Genomic DNA, 23,897 nt, shown 5'->3' with positions numbered 1-23,897 from the left:
AGGTGTTGCACTGCCGTCACGCGCGTTCTATATTTGAACAGCACGTTCTACTATTGAACAGATCGTATACGACGAGCGGATGCCGTGACAAGAGCACCGCGATGAGAAGGAGCCCGCATGTCCGCCGCCCCCGCCTCGCAGACGCTGAGCCGCGGCATCAGGATCCTGGAGATCCTCGCCGACGGCCCGCTGTCGATCGACGAGGTCGCCGCGCGGCTCGAGGTGCACCGCTCGATCGCCTACCGCCTGCTGCGCACGCTGGAGGATCACCGCCTGGTGGCTCGCAACGCGGCAGGACTCGCGTCCCTCGGTCCCCGGATGGCGGCGCTGGCGGCCGGGGTCGCGCACGACCTGCAGGCCGAGGCGCTGCCCGAGCTCACCGCCGTCGCGAACGAGCTCGGGCTCACGGCCTTCCTGGCCGTGCTCGACGGCGAGGAGGTCATCACGCTCACCAGCGTCGAGCCGCGTCACACGGTGGCGAACGTCGCGCAGCGGCCGGGCACCCGGCATCCGGTGACCGCCGGCGCACCAGGGCGGGCCATCCTCGCCCAGCTGCGGGATTCCGAGTGGCCCGAGGTCTCGGCCGACCTGCGTGCCGAGGTCGAGGTGTCCCGCGAACGCGGCTTCGCCACCAGTCACGACGAGGTCATCCCCAACCTGCGCTCGGTCGCCGTGCCGCTGGCGCTCCGCGGCCGCCGCCCCGCGGCCCTGGCCGTCGTGCACGTGGCATCCAAGCATCCGGATGCTGAGATCGCCACCCGCCTGCAGTCGTCGGCGAGCGCGATCCGCGAGGCGCTCGGAGGCTGAGACCCGTTCAGCCACCGAGGCTCGCCTCACCTCGCGGCCACCGGCACGGCCGTGGTGTCCCCCGTGCCCCGGCCAATTCCGGCATAGAGCTCGGGCCGGGCCCTCTTCAGCCAAGCGCCCCAGGCGACGCCGCCCAGCCCCGGCACGATCACCAGTGCGGGGAGCAGGAAGGTGGCCAGCGTGGGCTCGGCCTGATCCAGCAGCACGTTGAAGTTCGCCAGGATCAGCACCAGCACCACCAACAGGACGACGCCCGAGACGATCGGGGCTACCATGCGCGAGCCGACGCCCACATCACGGTGGTCGCGCCGGAAGTAGCCGACGACGGCGAACGCCACGACGGCCATCAGCAGTACGAGCCCCAGTGCCCCGGTGTTGGTCAGCCAGGAGAACAGCGTGACAACGGGAAACAGCGCACCGAGGTCGGATCCGGCGCTGGCGATGGCGAAGATCGCGATGACCACCGCGGCCAGGACGGTCTGGGTCACGGAGCCCGCCCACGGCGCGCCGTTCCGCACCGCCGCGAGCCGTTCGGGGAGCACGCGCTCGCGCCCCAGCGAGAACAGGTAGCGGGCGACCGCGTTGTGGAAGGACACCAGCGCGGCGAACAGGCTGGTGATGAACAGCACCGAGGTGATGTCGACGAAGAGCACGCCGATGTGCTCGGCGACGAACCCGAAGAACAGCGGCGGGCCGGCCTCCTCGGCGGTGATCCCGCCCGAGGTGATCTTCGACGGCCCGATGGCCAGCGACAGCGCCCAGGAGGACAGCGCGTAGAACCCGCCGATGATCAGCACCGCGCTGAACGTGGCCCGCGCGACCGTGCGCTTGGGGTCCTTCGCCTCCTCACCGTAGATGGCGGCGGACTCGAAGCCCATGAAGGCCGCGATGCCGAACACCAGCACGGCGCCGATGCCGGGCGTGAACAGCTCGGTCGGGGAGATGGGCTGCGCGGTGAACTCCTCGGCGGGCTGCGCGAAGGCGACGATGTCGAACACCAGCACCGCCAGGAACTCCAGGCTCACGATGATGCCGAGCACCTTCGCCGACAGGTCGACGCGGTTCACGCCCATCACGGCGACCACAGCGATGCACGCCAGCACCGGCACCCACCAGGGCACGCTCAGCCCGAACTTCTCCTCCAGCAGCATGGACACCTGGAATCCGAACATCCCGTAGATGCCGATCTGCATGCAGTTGTACGAGACCAGGGCGACCAGCGACGCCCCGACGCCGACCGGTCTGCCCAGCCCGCGTGCGGCGTAAGAGTAGAACGCGCCGGCGTTGGTGATGAACCTGCTCATGGCGGCGTAACCGATGGCGAACACCGCCAGCACCGCACCCAGCAGTATGTAGCCGATCGGCACGGCCGCGGAGCCGGTGACGGAGTACGCGGTGGTCACGCCGCCGGCGACGACCGTCAGCGGCGCCGATGCCGCGATGATCATCACCGTGATGGAGGGCACGCCGAGGCGGCTCCGCGGTGTCGAGGTGGGAGACGTCTGCGAGAGATGGGCGCTCATGGGAACTCCTGCGTTCGTGAGTGCGTCGGGTGGATGCTGTCCATCGTGCTGCTCGGCGTGCGCCGGGGGTTGTCCGCCCGCGCATTCTGGTTGCCCGCGCGCGCAGTCATCCCACGGAGGCATCTAGGGTACTGGTGTGACCAGCTCTCCCGGGCGCGAAGCACTGCTGCGCGCGACCATATCCGTCGTCGCCGACAGCGGCCTTCGCGCGCTGACCTACCGGGAGGTCGCCGCCCGCGCCGGGGTCTCGCACGGACTCGTGCGCCACCACTTCGGCTCGCGCGACCAGCTGATCGCCGCGGCGCTCGAATTCGCGATCGCGGAGAGCCTGCGCGAGACCAGCATGGACGACGGCCCCGCGGACGCCGCGGAGTTCGCCGCCGGCATCGAATCCCTGGCCGCCCGCAGCACCGATGCGCAGGCGTTCCAGTACGAGCTGCTGCTGGAGTCCCGCCGCCGCCCCGAGCTGCACGAGCACGTCGAGCGCTACTACCAGATGTACCGGGAGGCCAACCGCCGGCGCCTGACGGAACTGGGCGTCGACGACGAGGAGCTCATCGATGCGATCTGGTTCGCACTGGACGGGCTGGTGCTCAAGCAGCTCACCCTCGGCGGCGGCGAGGACATCGACCGGGTGCTGGCCCGCATCCGCCGGCTGATCACGGAGGCATCCCACCCCGCTTGACTATCCATTTGGATAGTCTTACGCTCGGTGCCACACACCGAGACCAAAGGCGGTTTTCCATGGCAGGCACCACCCCACACACCGTCGCGATCGTCGGCGCTGGATTCTCAGGGCTCACGGCCGCCCGCGAGCTGGAGGCGAACGGCATCCGCGTCGAGATCTACGAGGCCCGGGACCGCATCGGCGGCCGCGCCTGGACCGACGACCGGCTGGGCCGCCCGCTGGAGATGGGCGCCACCTGGGTGCATTGGATGCAGCCGTTCGTGTGGACCGAGATCACCCGCTACGGCCAGGGCATCCACCCCAGCCCCGTCGCCGACGACGCGTACTGGCTCAGCGGCGGCGAGGTGCACCACGGCACCGAAGCCGAGCTGGATGCCAAGCTGGCCCGCCCGCAGGAACGCATCTTCGAGGGCTCCCGCGACTTCTTCCCCTACCCGCACGAACCGCTTCACGTGCTGGAGTCCGGTGACGAGTCCCTGATCCAGAGCTTCCGCGCGGCCGACCAGGGCAGCGTGCTGGATGCGCTGCGCGACGGCGACTTCACGCAGGAGGAGATCGACCTGGCCGACGCGTACTGGTCGGCCGGTTACAACGGCAGCACGCTCACGGCATCCCCGCTGATGGCCAAGCACTGGGCGTCGCTGAGCGACCACCGCCTGTCGCTGCTCGACGATCAGACCCTGCGCTTCAAGCTTGACGACGGCATGCGCGGCATCTACCAGGCCATCGCCGCCGACCTGCGGGCCCCCATCCATCTGAGCACGCCCGTCGCCGCCGTCGCGCACGACGCCGACGGCGCCCGCCTCACGCTGGCCGACGGCCGCACCGTCGACGCGGATGCCGTGATCGTCACCGCCCCGCTCGGCGCGCTGGGGAACATCGCGTTCTCCCCCGCTCTGCCGGCTCCGGCGCAGCAGGTGGTGGAGGAAGGCTGGGGCTGCACCGGCTTCAAGATCTGGATCCGCATCCGCGGGCACCACTCCCTGATCGCCTACGCCCCCACCGGCAACCCGATCGCGCTGATCCGCAGCGAGTACTTCGACGAGGACGGCACCACGATCCTGGTGGGATTCGGCTCCGATCACAACGGCATCGACCTGACCGACCGCGAGCAGGTGCAGCAGATCGTGCGCCGCTGGCGTGCCGACCTCGAGGTCGTGGAGAGCACCGGCCACGACTGGGTGGCGGATCAGTGGTCGGGCCAGACCTGGGCCACGCCGAGATCCGGGCAGTTCCTCCAGGGCTGGAGCCTGTTCCGCGACACCGGCACCCGGCTGCGGTTCGCCGGTGCGGACTGGGCGAAGGGGTGGAACGGTGTGGTGGTGGACGGCGCCATCGAGACCGGCATCACCACCGCCCGCGGCCTTATCGACGAGTTCCGACGGGGATGAGCGCCATGCCGACCCTGGCAGCCCCGGACACGGCGCTGGGATTCACGCAGTTCCGCGCGGCCGTGAACGACTCGTTCGTGCCGCTCCAGGTCACCTCGGACAATCCGGGCACGTTCCGCGGCAGCATCCGCCATGCCGCGTCAGGCGGCGTGCACGTGGCCGTGGTCGACGCCGACGACCACGTCGTGGAGCGCACGCCGGCGCTGATCGCCGCCCGCCCGCGCAGCTGCTTCAAGGTCGGCATGCAGCTGGCCGGCCACGGACTGCTCATGCAGGACGGGCGCGAGGTGCTGCTGAGGCCGGGGATGCTCGCGATCTACGACACCGAGCAGCCCTACTCCCTCGCCTTCGACGGCCCGTTCCGCAGCCTGGTGGTGATGCTCCCCGCCGCCGACGTCGATCTGCCGCTGGAGGCGGTGAGCGAGCTGACGGCCGTCGCACTCGGCGACGAGCAGGACGGAGCGGGCGCGCTGATCCTTCCGTTCCTGCGGGGGCTCGCCGAGCATCCGGACGCATTGACCGGGCCAGTCGGCCCTCGGCTGGCTCGCAGCACGGTCGACATGATCAGCACCCTGCTCTCGCAGCAGCTCGCACTCCGCGGCGCAGGCGCTGACCCTCGCGAGCGGTTGTTCGCCGACGTCCTCAACTTCATCGACCTGCACCTGGCGGCTCCCGACCTGGATCCCGCCGCCATCGCCGCCGCGCACTTCATCTCGCAGCGCTCGCTGCACGCGCTGTTCCACGAGAACGGCGACACCGTGGCGAAGCGGGTGCGCCGTCGGCGGCTCGAGCAGTGCCGCATCCGGCTGGCGGATGCCGCCTACCTGGACCACTCGATCATGCGCATCGCCTCGGCCTGGGGCTTCATCGACGCCGCGCACTTCTCGCGCGCGTACCGGGCGGAGTTCGGATGCTCGCCCAGCCAGACCCGTTCCACCACCATCAAGGAGCACTGACATGTCCACCGCATTGCACACCTACGACGACCTGCTGGCCGCCGTGTCGGCATCCGCCGAGCCCTCGCGCGAGGTGCACGATCCCGCGACCGGCGAACTCATCGCCCGCGTTCCCGTGCAGGACCGCACCGACCTGGACGCCGCGATCGCCCGCGCCAGGGCCGCGCAGCCGGGCTGGGCCGCTCTCAGCGACGAGGAGCGCGTGGCGACCCTGAACCGCGTCGCCGATGCCATCGATGCCGCCGCCGAGCCGCTGGCGCTGCTGCTGTCGCGCGAGCAGGGCAAGCCGCTGAACGGCCCCAACGCGCGGTTCGAGGTGGGTGCGTGCTCGGCCTGGCTGCGGGCGACCGCCGCCACTCCCCTGCCGGTGGAGGTCGTCGTCGACGACGGTGAGACCTATGCCGAGCTGCACCGCCGCCCGATCGGGCTGGTGGCCGCGATCACGCCGTGGAACTGGCCGATGATGATCGCCATCTGGCAGATCGCCCCTTCGCTGCGGATGGGCAACGCCGTGGTGGCCAAGCCCTCGGAGTACACGACACTGTCCGGCCTGGCTCTGGCGGCCGTGATCAACACCGTGCTGCCGGAGGGCGTGCTGAACACGGTCGCAGGCGACGGCGCGCTGGGCGCCGCGATGACCTCGAACCCCGCGTTCGGCAAGATCATGTTCACCGGCTCCACCGCCACCGGCAAGCGCATCGTCGAGAGCTCGGCCGACAACCTCACCCGTCTCACGCTGGAGCTCGGCGGCAACGACGCCGGCATCGTGCTGCCCGATGTGGATCCTGCTGCCATCGCGCAGGACCTGTTCTGGGGCGCGTTCATCAACACCGGCCAGACCTGCGCGGCCCTGAAGCGGCTGTACGTGCACGAGGACGTCTACGACGCCGTCGTCTCCGCGCTCGCCGAGGTCGCCGCCGCCATGCCGATGGGCACGGGCGTCGACGAGCAGAACGTACTGGGGCCGCTGCAGAACCGCATGCAGTTCGACGTCGTGGACCGGCTCGTCGAGGCGGCCAAGGCCTCCGGAGCCCGCGTCGTGATGGGAGGGGATCCGGATCGGGATGCCGTGGGCAACTTCTACCCGACCACGCTCATCGCCGACATCGATCCCGGCAACCCCCTGGTCACAGAGGAGCAGTTCGGCCCCGCGCTGCCCATCATCCGCTACCACGACGTCGACGAGGCAGTCGCTCTCGCCAACGGAGTGGATGTCGGCCTGGGCGCCTCGGTGTGGTCCGCCGACCGCGCGAAGGCCCGCGAGATCGCGGCGCGCCTGCAGGCCGGCACCGTGTGGATCAACTCGCATGGCGGCGTGCACCCGATGGTGCCGTTCGGTGGCGTGAAACAGTCCGGCTACGGCTTGGAGTTCGGCGCCGAGGGGCTGAAGTCCGTGTCGGTCCCGCAGGTCATCAACGGCTGACGCCGTCATCCGCCCGGCTCGCACCGAGCCGGGCGGATGCGTCGTTCAGGCTCGCGACATCCCGTAGATCGGGGACTTCGCCTGCTCGTCCTCGCTCTCCGGGCCCAGGGGGATGCCGGTGCGATCGCGCAGCAGCAGCGTGGCGATCAGGCCGACCACGGTCATGCCCGCCAGGTACCAGGTGATGCCCGTGGTCGAGCGCGTGCTCTGGAAGATCGCCTGCGCGATCAGCGGAGAGAACGCGCCGCCGACGATGGCGCCGATCGCGTACGAGATCGAGACGCCCGAGAAGCGGATGGATGCCGGGAACAGCTCCGAGTACAGCGCGGCCTGCGGCCCGTACGTGAAGCCCAGCCCGATGGTGAGGATGACCAGGGCCGCGGCCAGCGAGGCGACGGTTCCGAGGTTGGTCAGGAAGAACAGCAGGAAGACGCCGACCAGCTGCGCGATCCATCCGACGATGTAGGTGGTGCGGCGCCCCAGCCTGTCGGAGAGCCAGCCCGAGAACCAGGTGAAGAACAGCCAGGTCACGCCCGAGAGCGCCACGACCCAGAACACCGGGCCGGTGGCCAGGCCGATGGGACCCTTGGGATCGGTGGCGTAGTGCTGCACGTATCCGCCGGTGGTCATGTAGCCGACGGCGTTGTTGCCGGCGAACACGAGCGCTGCGACGATCACCAGCGGGAGGTGGTTGCGCAGCAGCTGCACGATCGGCATCCGGGTCTCATCCTTGCGGGCGGCGATCTCGGTGAACACCGGGCTCTCCGACACCCGCAGTCGCACCCAGTAGCCGACGCCGATCAGCACGATCGAGAGCAGGAACGGGATGCGCCAGCCGAACTGGCCGAACGGGGTGTCCGCCAGGGCGACGGAGGATCCGGGCTGAGGTCCCGGGAAGATGCTCTCGGTCACGGCCAGCACCATGGATGCCAGCAGCAGGCCGATCGGCACGCCGATCTGCGGCGAGGCGCCGAACAGGCCGCGCTTGTGCTTGGGCGCGTGCTCGACGGCCATCAGCACCGCGCCGCCCCACTCGCCGCCGGCGGAGATGCCCTGGATCACGCGCAGCAGGATCAGCAGGACGGGAGCCCACACGCCGATCAGCGCGTGCGTGGGCAGCACACCGACCAGGGTGGTGGCGCCGCCCATCAGCAGCAGCGTCAGCACGAGCATCGGGCGACGCCCGAGCTTGTCGCCGAAGTGGCCGGCCAGGAAGGCACCCAGCGGGCGGAACAGGAAGCTGATGCCGACGCTGAAGAACGACACGATCTGCGCGAACTGGTCGCCCATCGGCTCGAAGAACAGCGTCGCGAACACGGTCGCGGCGGCGAACGCGTAGATGAAGAAGTCGTACCACTCCACGGTGGTGCCGACCACGGTGGCGAAGACGACGCGTCGTCTATCCGCCGACGATGCGATGGTCCCGGTCGGGGTGAACCCGCCGTCTGGCTGGGCGCTCATGAGTCTCTCCTTCGAGCTGACGTCGTTGTCCAGGGCGGATGATCGGAATGCTTGCCCTGTTGCGAGTGATGATATACGATTTCGAATACGACGCACAAGGGCATCTCCCCGCCACGTGCGAACGCAAGGAGGCGCACCAATGACGGCCATTCCCCGTCCCGGCAAGATCGTCGCGATCCATCTGAACTACCGCTCGCGCGCCGAGCAGCGCGGACGCACCCCCGCCGCCCCCTCCTACTTCTTCAAGCCGGCCAGCTCCGTCGGCGTCTCCGGTGGCACCGTGGAGCGCCCCGCCGGCACCGAGCTGCTGGCCTTCGAGGGCGAGATCGCGCTGATCATCGGCACAGCCGCCCGCCGCGTCTCCGTCGCCGACGCCTGGTCGCACGTGGCCTCGGTCACCGCATCCAACGACCTGGGCCTGTACGACCTGCGCGCAGTCGACAAGGGCTCGAACGTGCGCTCCAAGGGCGGCGACGGCTACACACCCCTGGGTCCGGAGCTCATCGACGCCGCCACGGTCGACCCGGCGGCGCTGCGCGTGCGGGCGTGGGTCAACGGCGAGCTGCGCCAGGACGACAGCACGTCCGGTGTGCTGTTCCCGCTGGCCCAGTTGATTGCCGACCTGTCGCAGCACTTCACGCTGGAGCCGGGCGACGTGATCCTCGCCGGCACGCCCGCGGGGTCCAGCGTGATCGTGCCGGGCGACGTCGTCGAGATCGAGGTGGACGCTCCGGATGCCGCCGGCTCCCCCACCTCGGGACGCCTGGTGACCACGGTCACGCAGGGCACCGTGCCGTTCGACCCCGCGCTGGGCTCGCTGCCGGCCGTGAACGACCTGCAGCGCACCGAGGCGTGGGGCTCCCGCGAGCTCGCGGGACTGCCGGACGAAGGGTCGGTCCTGACCCCCGAGCTGCGCGCGAAGCTCGAGGCCGCGCCCACGGCCGGCCTGTCCAGCCAGCTGCGCAAGCGCGGCCTGCACTCCTGCTTCATCGATGGCGTGCACGCCAACATCGCCGGCAGCAAGATCGTCGGCACCGCGAAGACGCTGCGGTTCATCCCCGCCCGGGAGGACCTGTTCACCAGCCACGGCGGCGGCTACAACGCCCAGAAGCGCGCGTTCGACGCCGTCGGCGAGGGCGAGATCGTCGTCATCGAGTGCCGCGGGGATGCCGGCGCCGGCACGCTCGGCGACATCCTGGCACTGCGTGCGAAGACCCGTGGCGCCGCGGGCGTCGTCACGGACGGCGCCGTGCGCGACTACGACGCCGTGGTCGAGATCGGCCTGCCGGTGTTCTCGCAGGGCCGCCACCCATCGGTGCTGGGCCGCAAGCACGTGCCGTGGGAGTCCGATGTCACCATCGCCTGCGGCGGCGCCGCGGTGCAGCCCGGCGACATCATCGTCGGCGACGGCGACGGCGTGATCGTCATCCCCCCGGCCCTCGCCGAGGAGGTCGCCGACGCGGCCCTCGCGCAGGAGGAGCAGGATGCCTGGGTCGCCGACCGCGTGGCCGAGGGAGAGAAGCTCGACGGGCTGTTCCCCATGAATGCCGAGTGGCGCGCCCGATACGAGGCCCGCGGATGAGCACTCTCCTGCACACGCCGAGCAAATCCCAGCAGGCCTACGACTGGGTCCACTCGCGGATCACCTCGCACGCCTTCGGCCCCGGCTACCGGCTGGTGCTGGGAGCCATCGCGGGCGAGCTGGGGATGAGCGTCGTGCCCGTGCGCGAGGCAATCCGCCGGCTCGAGGCCGAGGGCCTGGTGACCTTCGAGCGCAACATCGGCGCGCACGTCTCGATGGTCGACGAGAGCGAGTACGCGCACACCATGCAGACCCTCGGCATCGTCGAGGGCGCCGCCACGTCGCTGTCGGCACCTTTCCTCAGCGACGACGACCTGGCCCGCGCGCAGGCCGCCAACGACCGCATGCGGCATCTGCTCGAGCACTTCGACGCGCGCACGTTCACCAAGCTCAACCAGCAGTTCCACTCGGTGCTCTTCGAACCGTGCCCGAACCCGCACATCCTCGATCTGGTGCACCGCGGGTGGGCCCGGCTCTCCGGCATCCGCGACACCTCGTTCACGTACGTGCCGAGCAGAGCCGGACACTCCGTCGACGAGCACGACGAGATCCTCGAGCTGATCCGCGGCGGCGCCGAGCCGCTGCAGATCGAGCTCGCCGCACGAGACCACCGCTGGCGCACCATGGAAGCGTTCCTGGCCGCCCGCCACGCCCACCACACCGAAGAAGGACGATGATGACCTACACCCCGGCCGACCTGCCGGCCAAGATCCAGCACTACATCGACGGCGAGTTCGTGGACTCGCTCGACGGCGACACCTTCGAGGTCCTGAACCCCGTCACCAACGAGACCTATGTGCACGCCGCCGCGGGCAAGAAGGCCGACATCGACCGCGCTGTCGCAGCGGCCCGTCGCGCATTCACCGAGGGCCCGTGGCCACGCATGCTGCCGCGCGATCGCAGCCGCGTGCTGCACCGCATCGCCGACATCGTCGAGTCCCGCGACGCCCGCCTGGCCGAGCTGGAGTCCTTCGACTCGGGCCTGCCCATCACGCAGGCGCTGGGTCAGGCCCGCCGCGCGGCCGAGAACTTCCGCTTCTTCGCCGACCTGATCGTCGCCCAGGCCGATGACGCGTTCAAGGTGCCCGGCAAGCAGATGAACTACGTCAACCGCAAGCCGATCGGCGTCGCGGGCCTGATCACGCCGTGGAACACCCCGTTCATGCTGGAGTCCTGGAAGCTGGGCCCCGCTCTCGCGACCGGCAACACCGTGGTGCTCAAGCCCGCCGAGTTCACGCCGCTGTCGGCGTCGCTCTGGGCCGGAATCTTCGAGGAGGCCGGGCTGCCGAAGGGCGTCTTCAACCTCGTCAACGGCCTGGGCGAGGATGCCGGTGACGCGCTGGTCAAGCATCCGGATGTCCCGCTGATCTCGTTCACCGGCGAGAGCAGCACCGGCCAGCTGATCTTCGCGAACTCCGCACCGTTCCTCAAGGGCCTCTCGATGGAGCTGGGCGGCAAGAGCCCGGCGGTCGTGTTCGCGGATGCCGACCTCGACACGGCCGTGGACGCCTGCGTGTTCGGCGTGTTCTCGCTCAACGGCGAGCGCTGCACGGCGGGCTCGCGCATCATCGTCGAGCGCTCGATCTACGACGAGTTCGTCGAGCGCTTCGGCGCCATGGCGCGCCGCGTGAAGGTGGGTTTGCCGCACGACCCCACCACCGAGGTCGGCGCGCTGGTGCATCCCGAGCACTACGCCAAGGTGATGAGCTACGTCGAGCTGGGCAAGAGCGAGGGCCGCCTGATCGCCGGCGGCGGGCGTCCGGAGGGATTCCCCACCGGAAACTACGTCGCCCCGACCGCCTTCGCCGACGTGTCGCCGGATGCCCGGATCTTCCAGGAGGAGATCTTCGGCCCGGTGGTCGCGATCACGCCGTTCGACACCGACGAGGAGGCGCTGGCGCTGGCCAACAACACCAAGTACGGCCTCGCGGCGTACATCTGGACCAACGACCTCAAGCGCGCGCACAACTTCGCGGGCGCCGTCGAGGCCGGCATGGTGTGGCTGAACTCCAACAACGTGCGCGACCTGCGCACCCCGTTCGGCGGCGTGAAGGCCTCCGGACTCGGGCACGAGGGCGGCTACCGCTCGATCGACTTCTACACCGACCAGCAGAGCGTGCACATCACCCTGGGCGCCCCGCACAACCCCGCCTTCGGCAAGCAGGACCTGGACGACCCGGACCCCCGCTGACCCTTCTCCCCCACTTCTAGCAAGGACGCTGACATGACCAACCGCGATGAAATGACCCTCACCTCCTCCGGCTTCTACGTGAGCCAGGAGGCGCCGATCCGCTCGGACAACCCGATCGCCACCCCGCAGGCGTCCCCGCCGGACATCCTGCGCTGCGCGTACATGGAGCTGATCGTCACCGACCTCGCCGCATCCCGCGAGTTCTACGTCGACATCCTCGGCCTGTACGTCACCGAGGAGGACGATCAGGCGATCTACCTGCGCTCCACCGAGGAGTTCATCCACCACAACCTCATCCTGCGCAAGGGCCCGGTCGCGGCGGTCGCGGCCTTCTCGTACCGGGTGCGCTCCGCGGAGGACCTCGACAAGGCGGTCGCCTTCTACACGGAGCTCGGCTGCGACGTGCGCCGCAATCCGGATGGCTTCGTGAACGGCATCGGCGACTCGGTGCGGGTGGTCGACCCGCTGGGCTTCCCGTACGAGTTCTTCTTCGCCACCACGCACGTCGAGCGCATGTCGTGGCGCTACGACCTGCACAAGCCCGGTGAGCTGGTGCGACTGGACCACTTCAACCAGGTGACCCCCGATGTGCCGCGCGCCGTGAACTTCATGCAGTCACTGGGCTTCCGCGTCACCGAGGACATCCAGGACGAAGAGGGCACCGTGTACGCCGCGTGGATGCGCCGCAAGCCCACCGTGCACGACACCGCGATGACCGGCGGCGACGGGCCCCGCATGCACCACGTCGCGTTCGCGACCCATGAGAAGCACAACATCCTGGCGATCTGCGACATCCTGGGCGCCCGCCGGCACTCGGACGCCATCGAGCGCGGTCCCGGCCGGCACGGCGTCTCCAACGCGTTCTACCTGTACCTGCGCGACCCCGACGGGCACCGCGTGGAGATCTACACGCAGGACTACTACACCGGTGACCCCGACAACCCGGTCATCTCCTGGGACGTGCACGACAACCAGCGCCGCGACTGGTGGGGCAACCCGGTCGTGCCGAGCTGGTACACCGACGCGTCGCTGGTGCTCGACCTGGACGGCAACCCGCAGCCCGTGCTCGCCCGCACGGACACCAGCGAGCTGGCGGTGACCATCGGCGCCGACGGGTTCAGCTACACGCGCCCGCTGGATGAGACGCCGATGCCGGAGTGGAAGCAGGGCGAGTACAAGCTGGGTCACCAGCTGTGACCCTGCCCGGCGAGACCATCGCGGCACTGGCCGCGGAGCTGGCCGAGGCCGAGCGCACCCGTGGCGTGATCCCCCGGATCACGGCACGGTACCCGGACGCCACGATCGAGGACTCCTACGCCATCCAGGGCGTCTGGCGGGATTCGCAGCTGGCGGCCGGGCGCACACTGGTCGGTCGCAAGATCGGGCTGACCTCGAAGGCCATGCAGCAGGCCACCGGCATCACCGAGCCCGATTACGGCGTGATGTTCGACGACACCGTGTACCGCACGGGCGCGGAGATCCCGTTCGACCACTTCTCCAACGTGCGCATCGAGGTGGAGCTGGCGTTCGCCTTGAAGGCGCCGCTGGAAGGCCCGGACTGCACGCTCGAGGATGCACTGGCTGCCATCGACTACGCCGTGCCGGCACTGGAGGTGCTCAACTCGCACATCGAGCTCGAGGGCCGCACGATCGTCGACACCATCAGCGACAACGCCGCCTACGGCGCGATGGTGCTCGGCGACGTGCACATGCGCCCCGACGAGATCGATCTGCGCTGGGTGCCCGGCGTGCTCAGCCGCAACGGGCAGATCGAGGAGACCGGTGTCGCCGCCGGCGTGCTCGGCCACCCGGCGACGGGCGTGGCCTGGCTGGCGAACAAGTTCCACCAGCACGGTCAGCGTCTTCAGGCCGGGGAGATCATCCTGGCAGGCTCGTTCACAAGGCCGATGTGGGTGCAGCGCGGGGATGCCGTGCGCTGCGACTACCGAGAGATGGGGACCATCGAATGCCGATTCGTCTAGACCCGACCTTCCGCGAGCGGCTGGATGCTGCCGACCGCCCGCTGATCGGCATGTGGCTGAGCACGGGGTCTCCGCTGCTGGCGGAGATCTGCGCCGGTTCCGGGATCGACTGGCTGCTGATCGACATGGAGCACGGCCCGAACACCCTCACCACCGTGCAGCAGCAGCTGCAGGTGATCGCCGCGTATCCCCCCGCGACCGTCGTGCGCGTGCCGTTCAACGATCCGGTCGTCATCAAGCAGGTGCTGGATGCCGGCGCGCAGAATCTGCTGGTGCCGATGGTGTCGACGGCCGACGAGGCCCGGGCGGCCGTCGCCGCCGTGCGGTACCCGCCGGAGGGCATCCGCGGCGTGGGCTCCGCTCTCGCCCGCAGCGCGCGCTGGGGCCGGGTGACCGGTTATGTGCAGAACGCGTCCCAGACGGTGTCGCTGTTCGTGCAGATCGAGTCGGCGGATGCCGTGGAGCAGGCCGCCGAGATCGCCGCCGTCGACGGCGTGGACGGCGTGCTGGTGGGCCCCGCCGACCTGTCCTCGTCGATGGGACTGCCGGGCCAGCAGGGTCATCCTGAGGTGGTCGCCTGCGTGCACCGCGTGTTCGCTGCCGCGCATGCGGCGGGCAAGAAGGCCGGCGTGAACGCGTTCGACCCGGCCACGGCCGACGCCTACCTCGAAGCCGGCGCGGACTTCCTCTCCGCCAGCGCCGATGTGACGATCCTCGCCCGCGGCTCCGAGGCCCTCGCGGCCCGGTTCATCCCGGCATCCGGAGACACCACCGCCGACGCGTACTGAGCCCGCGTTCACAACTCCGGAGATCCACCGCCGATCGACGACGGGAACCGCCGATCCTGCGGTGCCCGGCCCAGTTCTCCGGAGTTGTGAACGCTGTGGTTTGATGAACGGATGCCGATACCGCGGACCGCCTCATGAACCCCGGCGCCCCGTGAGCCACGGCGTGCGGCTGGCGGCGCTGGGCGACCGCAACTTCCGCTGGTTCTTCCTGGCCCGCGCCATCACTCTCGTGACGGGCTCCATGTCATCGATCGCGCTGGCATTCGCGGTATTGGAGATCGACAACGATCCGGTGAGCCTGTCGCTGGTGCTCACCGCGTTCACCGTCGCGAATGTCGTGTTCGTGCTGTTCGGCGGCGTGGTGGCCGACCGGCTCCCCCGAGCGCTGGTGATCCAGGCGTGCTACGTGCTGGATCTGCTCTCCATCGGCACCATCGCCACGCTGCTGTTCACGCACACGGCGACCATCCCCGTCGTCGTGGCGCTGGCCGCCGTCAACGGCGCCTCCACGGCGTTCGTGCTGCCGGCCATGCAGGGCATCATCCCGCAGCTCACCCGACCGGAGACGCTGCAGCAGGCCAACGCCATGCTGTCGTTCGTGCGCTCGGCCGTCACGATCGGCGGGCCGGTGATCGCCGGCATCCTGGTCACCACCGCCGGTCCCGCCTGGGCCATGGTGGTGCAGCTGATCGGCTGGCTCTCCGCCATCCCGATCCTGGCGATGGTCAGGCTCCCACCGCCGGCCGGGGACGGCGCGTTCTCGCTGTTCACCGATCTGCGCATCGGCTGGACCGAGTTCTGGAGCAGGTCCTGGCTGGTTGCGGTGGTGTTCGCGTTCATGATCATGAACGCGATTCACGTCGGCTCCTGGGGCGTGGTCGGCCCCTACATCGCCAAGAACGACGACCGGCTCGGCATCGCCGGCTGGGGCTGGGTGGTCAGCGCCGAGGGCGCGGGCGTGCTGCTGATGACACTGATCCTGATGTGGTTCCCGCTGCGGCGACCGCTGCGGTTCGGGATGCTGGGCATCAGCCTGTTCTCGATCCCGCTGACCATGCTGGGCGTGCATCCCGCGGTCGTGCTGGTGGCCATCGCGGCGCTGATCGCCGGAGCCGGGGCCGAGGTGTTCAGCACCGGCTGGAGCGTGGCGATGATGGAGAACATCCCCGTCGAGAAGCTCAGCCGCGTCTCCAGCTACGACATGCTGGGCAGCTTCGTGGTCATGCCCATCGGCACGCTGGTATACGGCTGGCTCATCACTCGCGCCGACCCGGAGGTGGTGCTGGTCACCTCCGGCATCCTGTACGCCGTCATCGCCATCTCGACGGCGTTCGTGCCCAGCGTGTGGCGGATGGGCAGAGCGCCGGGCGCGACCATCCGGGGATGACCCGGCAGCCGCGCCCGGCGCGGGCGCTCACAGGCTGACGAAGAGCAGCGCGGCCGCCATCACCACGCCGGACCCCAACAGGGTGACGAACGTGTAGCCGAGGATGTCGCGCATCTTCAGTCCCGCGATGGCCAGCACCGGCAGGGCCCAGAACGGCTGGATCATGTTGGTCCACTGGTCGCCGTACGCCACCGCCATGATGGCGATGGACGGGTCGACGCCCAGCTGGTTCGCGGCATCCAGCATGATCGGCCCCTGCACGGCGAACTGCCCGCCACCGGAGGGCACGAAGAAGTTCACGAAGCCCGCCGAGATCAGTGCCAGCACGCCGAAGGTGACGGGCGTGGCGATCGAGACGAAAGCGTCGGAGAACAGCTTGATCAGGCCGGAGCTGGCCATGATGCCGAGGATGCCGGCGTACAGCGGGAACTGCACCAGGATCTCGCCGACGTTGGCGGCGGCCTTCTTGGTGAGGTGGATCAGCTCGAACGGACTGCGGACGATCAGCAGGATCAGCGCCAGGAACGACCAGTTCACGATGTCCAGCGTGAGCGTGCCGCCCTGCACGAAGTGCACCACCAGGTAGGCCGCGAGACCCAAGCCGAGCAGCAGGGTGAGGATGCGGGAGGCGTCGATGCGGTCGGCGGGTGTGATGACCTCGTCGTCGGCGTCGTCGTCGGCCTCGGAGCCGACCCGCGCGGGCAGCTCATAGATCTCGTCGTCCTTGCGCGGGCGGATCAGGAAGAACAGCAGGCCGCACACCACGATGACAGCGAGCGCGGCGAGCATGTTCCATGTCGAGAACGTGGTCTGGCTGACCGGGATCACCCTGTCATGCAGACTCGGCGCCAGGAACGAGCCCGGAGTGGCGGCGGTCAGCGGACCGGAACCGGAGTAGCCCATGTGCCAGACGACGAAGCCGGAGTACCCGGCCGCGACCAAAAGCGGGAAGTGCACCTTCATGCCGCGCTCGCGCGCCACCACAGCGATCTCGCGGGCCAGCAGCGTGCCGACGATCAGCCCCAGGCCCCAGGTGATGAGGCTGGCGACCGCGGCGACGACGAACACGAACACATATGCCAGGGCGGCGGTGCCCGGCACGCGCGCCAGCCACCGCAGCAGCTTGCGCACCGGTCGGGTGTTGGCCAGCATGTACCCCAGCAGCAGGATCAGGCACATCTGGGTCATGAAGGCCAGCAGGCCGGAGAGTCCGTCGCCCCAGCCCTTCACCACGTCGACGGGGCTCGTCTGCGTGAGCGTCATCGCGAGCACGGCGACCACCAGGGTCAGCACGATCGCGAACGTCAGCGCCGATGGCACCCACTGCTCGAGGAATCTGTTGATGGGGCGCATCACGCTGCGCCGTGGGGATCTGGTCTGCGTCGTGGGCATGTCAGAAACTCCTTCGTTCCGATATTCTGCATCGACCATAGCGAATTCACGGCTTCGACTTCGGTCGCGCACAGCATCCGGGGCCAGACTGTGCGCATGACCTTCGAGACCCTGCGCGCCCTCGCCCACCGCGCCGCGCTGTTCACCGCCCTCCGTCAGGACCAGCTGCACACAGCGACAGAGGCCCTCGGCGATCACCGCTGGGACGTCGATCTCGCCGCGGGCACCTTCGTGTTCGCCGGCACCGAGGATCCGTCGCGCACGCTGCAGGCGTCTCCGCATCTGATCGCCTCGATCGCGCCGGGGCCGCGTTCGCTGATGTGGTCGTGGGCGCTGCCGCAGGGCGATCCCACCGGCGTGGGCGAGCGTCTGCGCGCCTACGGCGCCGAGCACGGCATCCCGGAGCTGACCACGGGTGAGGTCGCCTTCGGTTCGGACGCCGGCGAGGACATCGACGCGTGGATCGCCGATCTCGCGCACGTCATCGGCGGCGCAGCAGCGGAGATCACCGGAATCTCGCCCCATTACTCGGCTCCTGCCGGCGGTTCGAGGGCCGTGCTGCTGCTGGATGATGCCATCCCGCCGCTGACAGTCGCGTCGGCGATGACCGTGCTCCCCCGCATCCTCTCCGGGCTCACACTCAGCGACCCGCGCGCCTCGGTCTGGGACCTCGCCCGGCTGGCCGGCTGGACGCTGCAGTGGACCGACGAGTCGTTCTCCGGCGCGGTGATCACGGATGCCACCGGCTCCGCGACCTTCCGCTTCGACGAGTACGCCCGCATCACCGGCGTGCAGGCCTCACTGGCCAGCAGCCCCGCGGCCTGACCCGCTTTCGCCGAAACCCCTCCTGAACGTCGAGACCCCTCAGCAGCCGCGTCGCCCACGAGGGGTCTCGGCGGTGGTGAGGGGTCTCGGCGAGAAGGCGCGTCAGGCCAGAGTGCGCTCGGCGGCCTCGACGACGTTGGTCATCAGCAGGGCCACGGTCATCGGGCCCACGCCGCCGGGGTTCGGCGACAGGAAGCCCGCCACCTCCGCGACATCCGGATGCACGTCGCCGTAGACCTTCGACTTGCCGGTCGCAGGATCCGTCTCACGCGTGACGCCGACATCCAGCACCGCGGCTCCCGGCTTCACGTCCGAGGCCTTGATCAGGTGCTTCACGCCCGCACCGGCGACGATGACGTCGGCCTCGCGCAGGAACGGGGTCATGTCGGGCGTGCCGGTGTGCACCTGCGTGACCGTGGCGTTGATGTCGCGACGCGTCAGCAGCAGCCCCATCGGGCGGCCGATGGTCACGCCGCGTCCCACGACCACCACGTGCTTGCCCTTGAGGTCGTAATCGTTGCGCAGCAGCAGCTCGATCACGCCACGGGGCGTGCAGGGCAGCGGCGTGTGGATGGGCGAGTTGACGTTCAGCACCAGCCGACCCAGGTTGGTCGGATGCAGGCCATCGGCGTCCTTGGCCGGGTCGATGCGCTCCAGGATCGCGTCGGTGTCGAGGTGCTTCGGCAGCGGCAGCTGCACGATGTACCCGTGGCAGGTCGGATCGGCGTTGAGCTCGTCGATCAGCGCCTCGACGTCGGCCTGGGTGGCGTCGGCCGGCAGTTCGCGCTGGATCGAGTTCATCCCGATCGCCTCGGACTGGCGGTGCTTCATTCCGACGTACAGCTGGGATGCCGGGTCGGCGCCCACCAGCACGGTGGCGATGCCGGGGACGACGCCGCGCTCGCGCAGCGCCGCCACCCGTTCGGCCAGTTCGGCCTTGATGGCGGCCGCAGCGGCCCTGCCGTCGAGGACCTTCGCGGTCACTGGTGCAGGTCCGGGTAGAGCGGGAACGCCTCGGCCAGGGCGTCGACACGGGCGCGCAGCGCCTCGACGTCGGCGTTCGGCTGCAGCGCCAGCGCGATCACGTCGGCGACCTCGGTGAACTCGGCGTCGCCGAAGCCGCGGGTGGCCAGCGCCGGGGTGCCGATGCGCAGGCCCGAGGTGACCATCGGCGGGCGCGGGTCGTTCGGGACGGCGTTGCGGTTGACGGTGATGTGGATCTCGTGCAGCAGGTCCTCGGCCTGCTTGCCGTCGATCTCGGCGTTGCGCAGGTCGACCAGCACCAGGTGCACGTCGGTGCCGCCCGAGCGGACCGAGATGCCGGCATCCGCGACATCCTGCTGCATCAGCCGCTCGGCGATGATCTTCGCACCCGACAGCACGCGCTGCTGGCGTTCGGCGAACTCGGGGGTCGCGGCGAGCTTGAACGCGGTGGCCTTGGCGGCGATCACGTGCATGAGCGGACCGCCCTGCTGGCCCGGGAACACGGCCGAGTTGATCTTCTTGGCGATGTCGGCGTCGTTGGTGAGGATGAAGCCCGAGCGCGGGCCGCCGATGGTCTTGTGCACGGTGGAGGAGACCACGTGCGCGTGCGGCACGGGGCTCGGGTGCAGGCCCGCCGCGACCAGACCGGCGAAGTGCGCCATGTCCACCCACAGCGTGGCGCCGACCTCGTCGGCGATGGCGCGGAAGGCGGCGAAGTCCATCTGACGGGGGTAGGCCGACCATCCGGCGATGATGACCTTCGGCTTGTGCTCGAGGGCCAGGCGGCGGACCTCGTCCATGTCCACCAGCGAAGTCTCCGGGTTCACGCCGTAGGCGACGATGTTGTACAGCCGGCCGGAGAAGTTGATCTTCATGCCGTGCGTGAGGTGACCGCCCTGGTCGAGCGACAGACCCAGCAGCGTGTCGCCGGGACGCGCGATGGCGTGCAGCACGGCGGCGTTGGCGGTTGCGCCGGAGTGCGGCTGCACGTTGGCGTACTCGGCGCCGAACAGGCTCTTGGCGCGCTCGATGGCCAGCGACTCCGCGACGTCGACCTCCTCGCAGCCGCCGTAGTAGCGACGGCCGGGGTAGCCCTCGGCGTACTTGTTGGTGAGCACCGAGCCCTGCGACTGCAGCACCGAGACGGGCACGAAGTTCTCCGAGGCGATCATCTCGAGGTACGTGCGCTGGCGGTTCAGCTCGCGCTCGAGAACCTCGGCGATCTCCGGGTCCACCTCGGAGAGCGGGGCGTTGAAGTAACGGTCGGTCATAGCGGTCTCCTGTTCACACGGGGATTGGGTGTGTTCCTCATCGGCCCAGGCGCGCGGTCGATTCCAAAGAGGCCGCTCCCCGGTGGTGACCCACCCAGACGCCAGTCGCGACGAGGAAAGTCTAGCGGGTGCGGCGGATGCCCGAAGGGTAGATTTTGTTCATGGTCCTGCCTGCCGGACCCCGACCCCACCAGGAGCGAACGATGACACCGATCACAGACTTCACCGGCTCACGGGTGATCCACTCCGCGCGCATCGTCGACGGAGACGGGACGGTGGTCGAGGACGCGTGGGTGCGCTTCGAGGATGGCATCGTGGCGGCGCGCGGCACCGGTGCGGGCTGGGCGGATGCCGATGACGTGATCGATGCGGCATCCGTCGCCGGAGCGGGAGCGATCCTCACTCCCGGATTCATCGACATCCACGGCCACGGCGGTGCGGGCGCCTCGTACGACGACGGCGCCGACGCCATCCGCACGGCCCGCGCGATGCACCGCTCGCACGGCACGACCCGCGCGGTGATCTCGCTGGTCACCGCCACGATCGACCAGCTCGTCACACAGGTGGGGGATATCGCCGATCTCATGCAGACGGATGCCGGCATCCTGGGCAGCCACTTGGAGGGTCCGTTCCTGGATCCGGGCCATCACGGAGCTCACGAGCCGTCGCTGCTGCGGCACCCGGAGGCCGCCGATGTGACGCGCCTGCTGGAGGCCGGCCGCGGCACGATCCGCCAGGTGACCATCGCCCCCGAGCTCCCGGGCGGGCTCGACGCGGTGCGTCAGGTCGTCGCCGCAGGCACCGCAGTCGCGGTCGGACACACGAATGCGGATGCCGCCATCGCGGCCGCCGCCTTCGACGCCGGCGCCTCGATCCTCACGCACGCCTTCAACGCCATGAACGGCATCCACCACCGCGCTCCGGGTCCGATTCTGACGGCCGCGGCGGATCGCGGGGTGGTGCTGGAGGGCATCGCCGACAACTTCCACCTGCACCCGCACGTGATCCGCCTGCTGTTCGACATCGCGCCGGGTCGCGTCGCGCTGATCACGGATGCCATGGCGGCTGCCGGCAGCGCAGACGGGCACTACGACCTCGGCGCGGTGAAGGTCACGGTCACGGACGGAATGGCTCGTGCCGACGACACCGGTTCCATCGCCGGCTCCACACTCACCCAGGACATCGCGCTGCGACGAGCCGTCGACGCCGGTGTGCCGCTCGGCGAGGCAGTTCGCGCACTGACGGGGACTCCCGCGGGAGCCATCGGATTCGCCGGTTCGCTCGGGCGGCTGCAGCCCGACCATGTCGCGGATGCCGTGCTGCTGGATGCTGATCTGACCGTGCACGCGGTCTGGACGGGCGCCGCGCCGACGCGCTGAGTCCAGCGCGGTGGTGGATTGCGGGAGGCCGCCGTTCTCCCCAGCCCGGCGGCCCCGCGTCCCCAGTGCTGTGCTCCCCAGCACAGCGGTCTTGTCCCCATACGAGCGGACCGGCTCGGGAGCTCCTCCCCCGAGGTTCCCGAGCCGGTCACATCCGATGCGATACCCCGGCATCGGCCCCTGACGCACCAGCCCCCCGGTGGGGCGTCAGGGATGCTCCACAGGATGAGACGACGCCGAAGGCGATTCATTACGCGAGTTCTGAAGATTTTCTCGAGCGGGTTCCTGGGAGCGCTCCCCGAGTTCTCCACAGGGGTGGCTTCCTTGAACCTTTCGGGTGAGAATGGTCGGGACGCGTGATGATTCGAGCTTTCACGCGTCTCTTGCTGTGAGAGCGTTCCCGCACTGCGCGAGCGCCGACGACAGGAACCGAATCAGGGAAGTCGTGAAAGAGAAGAACTCCGGGGAGTCAGCGGCGGCTGACGCCGACCTCGTGCTGCGCACGCGGTCCGGCGACGTCGACGCGTTCGGCGAACTCTGGCGGCGCCACTACCGCTCCGGCATGACCGTCGCGCGCTCGATCACCTCCTCGATCGACGCCGACGATCTCGTGCAGGAGGCGTACTCCCGCATCTATCAGGCCATCCTCACGGGCGGAGGTCCCAACGGCTCATTCCGCGCCTATCTGTTCACCAGCATCCGCAACACCGCCGCGGCCTGGGGGCGCCGTCGCCGCGAGACCACCATCGACGAGCTGGAGACCGTGGTCGATCCGGCCAGCACAGACGCTGCCGCGAGCGAGGAGCTCGACCGCGGTCTGACCGCGAAGGCGTTCCGCTCACTGCCGTCGCGCTGGCAGGAGGTGCTCTGGTACTCCGAGATCGAGCAGATGAAGCCGGCTGCGATCGGCACGCTGCTGGGCATGAGCGCCGGAGCCGTCTCGCAGCTGTCGTTCCGCGCCCGTGAGGGACTGCGGGAGGCGTGGATCCAGGCGCACCTGCACAGCGTCGGCGAGGGCTCCGAGTGCCAGTGGACCATCGAGCGTCTGGGTGCGTACGCCCGCGGCAACCTCACCACGCGTGCACATCAGCGCGTCGACGATCATCTCGAGGGATGCGCGCGCTGCATGATCGTCGCCGCGGAGGCGAAGGACGTCTCGAGCCGGCTGACGCTCGTGCTGCTCCCGCTCGTGCTGGGCGTCACCGGCGCCTCGGCGTACCTCGCCTCACTGCAGCTCGGCGAGGCCCCCGTCGCCGCTCTGGCCGCCATGCCTTCGAGTGTGGTCGAGGGCGTGGTCGTCGCGAGTGCCACCGGCTCGGCGGGCGTCGCTGCCGCGACGGGCACCACAGGGGCGTCGTCCTCGGCCGCAGCAGGAGGTTCGGCGGGTTCCAGCGCGGGCGTCGTCTCCGGGATCGGAGCGCTGGTCGGCGCCGGATCCGCCGCGCTGGTGATCGCCGGCGTCGTGGCGGCAGCCGCGGTTCTGCCCGGTGTGCTGGGCGGCGCACCCGCCACCTCCCAGCCCAATGCGTCGGAGTCGGACTCCTCGTCCGTCGCCTCCGCCGACGTCGCTCCCGCGCCCGGCCTGTCGACCGGTGATCCTCTGGTGATCGACCTGCCCGAGCAGCCGACGCCGGCACCCGAGCCGAAGACGGATCCGGATGCCGACGTGCAGGCGCCCCCGGCGCCTGCACCCGTCACGGTCGCCGACGAACCCGCCCCACCTGCGCCTGAACCCACCGCCGAGCCGACTCCGGCTGAGACGACCGAGCCGAGCATCGAGCCCGGAACCACCGACCCCGGAACCACCGACCCGGGAACCACCGACCCCGGAACCACCGACCCCGGAACCACCGACCCCGGAACCACC

The 23,897-nt window shown here is 69.7% G+C and carries 20 protein-coding genes; 15 read left to right on the top strand and 5 right to left on the bottom strand.

What is annotated here, in order from left to right; all coding sequences use genetic code 11:
- Positions 1 to 117 precede the first annotated feature (117 nt).
- Complete coding sequence (locus tag Q0568_RS00425; protein ID WP_298860465.1) at positions 118 to 807, top strand: helix-turn-helix domain-containing protein; 690 nt, start codon at positions 118 to 120, stop codon at positions 805 to 807.
- Positions 808 to 833: 26 nt separating this feature from the next.
- Here Q0568_RS00425 and Q0568_RS00420 read toward each other — a convergent pair whose 3' ends face one another.
- A complete protein-coding gene (locus Q0568_RS00420) occupies positions 834 to 2,330 on the bottom strand; it encodes an APC family permease (protein WP_298860462.1) in 1,497 nt (498 codons plus the stop codon).
- Positions 2,331 to 2,466: 136 nt separating this feature from the next.
- Between Q0568_RS00420 and Q0568_RS00415 the strand changes: the two genes are divergently transcribed.
- The 4 genes from Q0568_RS00415 to Q0568_RS00400 are packed head-to-tail and all read left to right on the top strand — an operon-like array spanning position 2,467 to position 6,788.
- Complete coding sequence (locus Q0568_RS00415; protein WP_298860460.1) at positions 2,467 to 3,015, top strand: TetR family transcriptional regulator; 549 nt, start codon at positions 2,467 to 2,469, stop codon at positions 3,013 to 3,015.
- Between the two features lie 59 nt (positions 3,016 to 3,074).
- Positions 3,075 to 4,409 (top strand): NAD(P)/FAD-dependent oxidoreductase, encoded by a 1,335-nt coding sequence (locus tag Q0568_RS00410; RefSeq protein ID WP_298860456.1) that lies wholly within the window; start codon positions 3,075 to 3,077, stop codon positions 4,407 to 4,409.
- Positions 4,410 to 4,414: 5 nt separating this feature from the next.
- Positions 4,415 to 5,365, top strand: coding sequence for a helix-turn-helix domain-containing protein (locus Q0568_RS00405; protein WP_298860453.1), 951 nt, complete (start codon positions 4,415 to 4,417; stop codon positions 5,363 to 5,365).
- Between the two features lie 13 nt (positions 5,366 to 5,378).
- The gene (locus tag Q0568_RS00400; protein ID WP_298860858.1) at positions 5,379 to 6,788 is read left to right on the top strand and encodes an aldehyde dehydrogenase family protein; all 1,410 of its coding nucleotides are present in this window, start codon (positions 5,379 to 5,381) and stop codon (positions 6,786 to 6,788) included.
- A gap of 45 nt (positions 6,789 to 6,833) precedes the next feature.
- Here the strand turns inward: Q0568_RS00400 and Q0568_RS00395 are convergent, their stop codons facing one another.
- Positions 6,834 to 8,249 carry an MFS transporter gene (locus tag Q0568_RS00395; protein ID WP_298860450.1) on the bottom strand — a complete coding sequence of 472 codons (1,416 nt, stop codon included), beginning with the start codon at positions 8,247 to 8,249 and terminating at the stop codon, positions 6,834 to 6,836.
- Between the two features lie 139 nt (positions 8,250 to 8,388).
- Here Q0568_RS00395 and Q0568_RS00390 point away from each other — a divergent pair, with 139 nt between their 5' ends.
- The 7 genes from Q0568_RS00390 (at position 8,389) to Q0568_RS00360 (ending at position 16,179) form a co-directional block, all read left to right on the top strand.
- Positions 8,389 to 9,831, top strand: coding sequence for a fumarylacetoacetate hydrolase family protein (locus Q0568_RS00390; protein ID WP_298860447.1), 1,443 nt, complete (start codon positions 8,389 to 8,391; stop codon positions 9,829 to 9,831).
- On the top strand, positions 9,828 to 10,508 hold the full coding sequence (locus Q0568_RS00385; protein ID WP_298860445.1) for a GntR family transcriptional regulator: 681 nt from the start codon (positions 9,828 to 9,830) through the stop codon (positions 10,506 to 10,508). Before Q0568_RS00390 ends, Q0568_RS00385 begins: the two co-directional genes overlap by 4 nt.
- Positions 10,508 to 12,022, top strand: coding sequence for a 5-carboxymethyl-2-hydroxymuconate semialdehyde dehydrogenase (gene hpaE / locus Q0568_RS00380; RefSeq protein WP_298860440.1), 1,515 nt, complete (start codon positions 10,508 to 10,510; stop codon positions 12,020 to 12,022). The genes Q0568_RS00385 and hpaE overlap by 1 nt, the downstream gene beginning before the upstream one ends.
- Before the next feature lie 33 nt (positions 12,023 to 12,055).
- Entirely contained in the window at positions 12,056 to 13,219 is a 1,164-nt protein-coding gene (gene hpaD, locus Q0568_RS00375; protein ID WP_298860436.1) for a 3,4-dihydroxyphenylacetate 2,3-dioxygenase, read from the top strand.
- Between the two features lie 2 nt (positions 13,220 to 13,221).
- Positions 13,222 to 14,004 carry a fumarylacetoacetate hydrolase family protein gene (locus Q0568_RS00370; protein WP_298860855.1) on the top strand — a complete coding sequence of 261 codons (783 nt, stop codon included), beginning with the start codon at positions 13,222 to 13,224 and terminating at the stop codon, positions 14,002 to 14,004.
- A complete protein-coding gene (locus tag Q0568_RS00365) occupies positions 13,989 to 14,792 on the top strand; it encodes an HpcH/HpaI aldolase/citrate lyase family protein (RefSeq protein WP_298860433.1) in 804 nt (267 codons plus the stop codon). Before Q0568_RS00370 ends, Q0568_RS00365 begins: the two co-directional genes overlap by 16 nt.
- A gap of 151 nt (positions 14,793 to 14,943) precedes the next feature.
- Positions 14,944 to 16,179 carry an MFS transporter gene (locus tag Q0568_RS00360; protein ID WP_298860430.1) on the top strand — a complete coding sequence of 412 codons (1,236 nt, stop codon included), beginning with the start codon at positions 14,944 to 14,946 and terminating at the stop codon, positions 16,177 to 16,179.
- 27 nt (positions 16,180 to 16,206) lie between these two features.
- Here Q0568_RS00360 and Q0568_RS00355 read toward each other — a convergent pair whose 3' ends face one another.
- The gene (locus Q0568_RS00355) at positions 16,207 to 17,571 is read right to left on the bottom strand and encodes a TIGR00366 family protein (RefSeq protein ID WP_298860427.1); all 1,365 of its coding nucleotides are present in this window, start codon (positions 17,569 to 17,571) and stop codon (positions 16,207 to 16,209) included.
- Between the two features lie 96 nt (positions 17,572 to 17,667).
- Between Q0568_RS00355 and Q0568_RS00350 the strand changes: the two genes are divergently transcribed.
- The gene (locus tag Q0568_RS00350; protein WP_298860425.1) at positions 17,668 to 18,396 is read left to right on the top strand and encodes a DUF6882 domain-containing protein; all 729 of its coding nucleotides are present in this window, start codon (positions 17,668 to 17,670) and stop codon (positions 18,394 to 18,396) included.
- 102 nt (positions 18,397 to 18,498) lie between these two features.
- Here the strand turns inward: Q0568_RS00350 and Q0568_RS00345 are convergent, their stop codons facing one another.
- Both Q0568_RS00345 and glyA read right to left on the bottom strand, forming a co-directional pair.
- Positions 18,499 to 19,380 carry a bifunctional methylenetetrahydrofolate dehydrogenase/methenyltetrahydrofolate cyclohydrolase gene (locus Q0568_RS00345; protein WP_298860423.1) on the bottom strand — a complete coding sequence of 294 codons (882 nt, stop codon included), beginning with the start codon at positions 19,378 to 19,380 and terminating at the stop codon, positions 18,499 to 18,501.
- Positions 19,377 to 20,651, bottom strand: coding sequence for a serine hydroxymethyltransferase (gene glyA / locus Q0568_RS00340; RefSeq protein WP_298860420.1), 1,275 nt, complete (start codon positions 20,649 to 20,651; stop codon positions 19,377 to 19,379). Before glyA ends, Q0568_RS00345 begins: the two co-directional genes overlap by 4 nt.
- Before the next feature lie 203 nt (positions 20,652 to 20,854).
- Between glyA and Q0568_RS00335 the strand changes: the two genes are divergently transcribed.
- Both Q0568_RS00335 and Q0568_RS00330 read left to right on the top strand, forming a co-directional pair.
- The gene (locus Q0568_RS00335) at positions 20,855 to 22,030 is read left to right on the top strand and encodes an amidohydrolase family protein (protein ID WP_298860417.1); all 1,176 of its coding nucleotides are present in this window, start codon (positions 20,855 to 20,857) and stop codon (positions 22,028 to 22,030) included.
- Between the two features lie 445 nt (positions 22,031 to 22,475).
- The coding region (locus tag Q0568_RS00330; protein WP_298860414.1) for a sigma-70 family RNA polymerase sigma factor at positions 22,476 to 23,897 on the top strand (1,422 nt) is incomplete at its 3' end.

It is taken from the genome of uncultured Microbacterium sp., from assembly GCF_937927635.1.
Classification (GTDB): Bacteria; Actinomycetota; Actinomycetes; order Actinomycetales; family Microbacteriaceae; genus Microbacterium.
The sequence above is the reverse complement of the archived record's forward strand: the minus strand, read 5'-3'. Positions and strand labels throughout refer to the sequence as shown.